This is a genomic window from Klebsiella sp. D5A (assembly GCF_001620885.1).
Lineage (GTDB): Bacteria > Pseudomonadota > Gammaproteobacteria > Enterobacterales > Enterobacteriaceae > Klebsiella > Klebsiella variicola.
The window spans coordinates 1-1,822 of the sequence record NZ_LOAR01000040.1 but is presented as its reverse complement, the minus strand read 5'-3'; the positions used below and the strand labels follow the sequence as shown (position 1 = coordinate 1,822).

The 1,822-nt window shown below is 42.5% G+C and carries 2 protein-coding genes and 2 pseudogenes; all 4 read left to right on the top strand.

The window, feature by feature from the left end:
- Positions 1–74 (top strand): annotated as a pseudogene (locus AS136_RS29210) (hypothetical protein); the annotation flags it as partial.
- A gap of 21 nt (positions 75–95) precedes the next feature.
- The gene (locus AS136_RS25890; RefSeq protein ID WP_016161339.1) at positions 96–986 is read left to right on the top strand and encodes a formylglycine-generating enzyme family protein; all 891 of its coding nucleotides are present in this window, start codon (positions 96–98) and stop codon (positions 984–986) included.
- A 79-nt stretch (positions 987–1,065) separates the two neighbouring features.
- Positions 1,066–1,140, top strand: a pseudogene (locus AS136_RS29460) (hypothetical protein); the annotation flags it as partial.
- A 21-nt stretch (positions 1,141–1,161) separates the two neighbouring features.
- Positions 1,162–1,822: SUMF1/EgtB/PvdO family nonheme iron enzyme (locus AS136_RS25885; protein ID WP_063267127.1), on the top strand; the 661-nt coding region annotated here is incomplete at its 3' end.

Below are 1,822 nucleotides of genomic sequence, written 5' to 3'. Positions count from 1 at the left end.
TCCCGGATAGCCTGATGTCAGAATATCTTGCCATGATCGACGACCAGCATCCGACGGGTACAATGACTGCCTGATGCAATGGCTGAGGTGATAAGATGAGAAAATTAATCGTAGTTGCTTCCGTTGCTGCCGGTTTACTGACCGGGTGCGATCAGGGAAATACCACCGGGAGTGAAAAAGCAGCTAAAGCACTTGTGGATAAATCGGTCTCTAATATGGTCCCCGTTCAGGGTGGTGAGTTTTTAATGGGTGATTTTGGTCCATTAGTTGGTCAAAAATTACCTTTCAGCATACAACAGGATGATAAAACTTTACATAAGGTTATTTTAAGTGGTTTTTCGATATCAAAATATAAAGTCACTAACGATGATTTTAATGTTTATTTGAAAGTAACAGATAAAAAAAATCCACCTGTGGATATACTGGCAAAACGTCATCCTTCTCTGCTAAAGGGGGATTATCCTGCAGGTGTTATCTGGCAACAGGCAAAAGATTATTGTCAGTGGTTAGGTAAAAAATCCGGTAAAAAAATTGATTTGCCGACAGAGGCGCAATGGGAGTTTGCAGCAAGGTCCAGAGGTCAGTATCTTCCGTTTGCTACTAACAATGGTGAGTTTTCACCAGGAAAAAATGTCCCAAGCCAGGATGAACTGAATAAATACACTGACGGGATGGGGCTTCCCATTTATCCAGTAGGTAAATACCCATCAAATCCCTTAGGGCTGTATGATATGGGATTGAGTGGTTCAGAATGGACCAATGACTGGTATGCAGCAGATTATTACTCCAACTCTCCGGTAAAGAATCCTCAGGGACCAGAGCAAGGGACCGAGAAAGTGTTGCGTGGGAATGTTGGCGGCGACAGACAGTACGCATTGACTATGTTTAGACAATCTGCTTCACCACTCCCAGAAGAAGTTGATGGTGACTATGAAAAATATGGTGTTGGTCCGCAGTATGTATTTCGTTGTGTCGTTAATAAATAATGTGTGATGCCATCTCTTATTTTAACCGAGTCAGAATGCTCAACTAATATTCGGCTGAACCGGATAGGATATTTAATCTATCCCGGATTTCCTGATGTCAGAATATCTTGCCATGATTGATGAGCTGCACCCGACGGGGACAATGACTGCCTGATGCAAAGGCTTAGGTGATAAGATGAGAAAATTAATCGTAGTTGCTTCTGTTGCCGCCAGTTTACTGCTCGGGTGCGACCAGAAGAGTACTGACAAGCGTGAAACCTTGTCTGAAGCGCTTGTTGCTAAGTCGCTCTCTAACATGGTTCCCGTTCAGGGCGGCGAGTTTTTAATGGGGGATTTTGGCCCATTAGTCGGTGAAAAACTGCCTTTCAGCATAAACCAGGATGATAAGGTATTACATAAGGTTGTGTTAAGTGATTTTTTAATATCAAAATTTAAGGTTACCAATAAGAATTATAAAGAATATTCAAAACTTACTAATAAAAGAGCACTGCCGGTAGGTCCATTTATGAAAAATCATCCATCTTTATTATCCGATGATTATTCAGCAAATGTGACCTGGCAACAGGCAAAATACTATTGTCAGTGGTTAGGTAAGGAGTCCGGTAAAAAAATTGATTTGCCGACAGAGGCGCAATGGGAGTATGCAGCAAGATCCAGAGGGCAGTATCTTCCGTTTGCTACCAACAATGGTGAGCTTTTACCCGGGAAAAATTTCCCGAACCAGGACGAACTGGATAGTTATACTGATGGTATTGGGCTTCCTTTTTATCCAATAGGGAAGTTCCCGCCAAACCCCCTGGGTCTGTATGATATGGGACTTAGTGGCTCAGAATGGA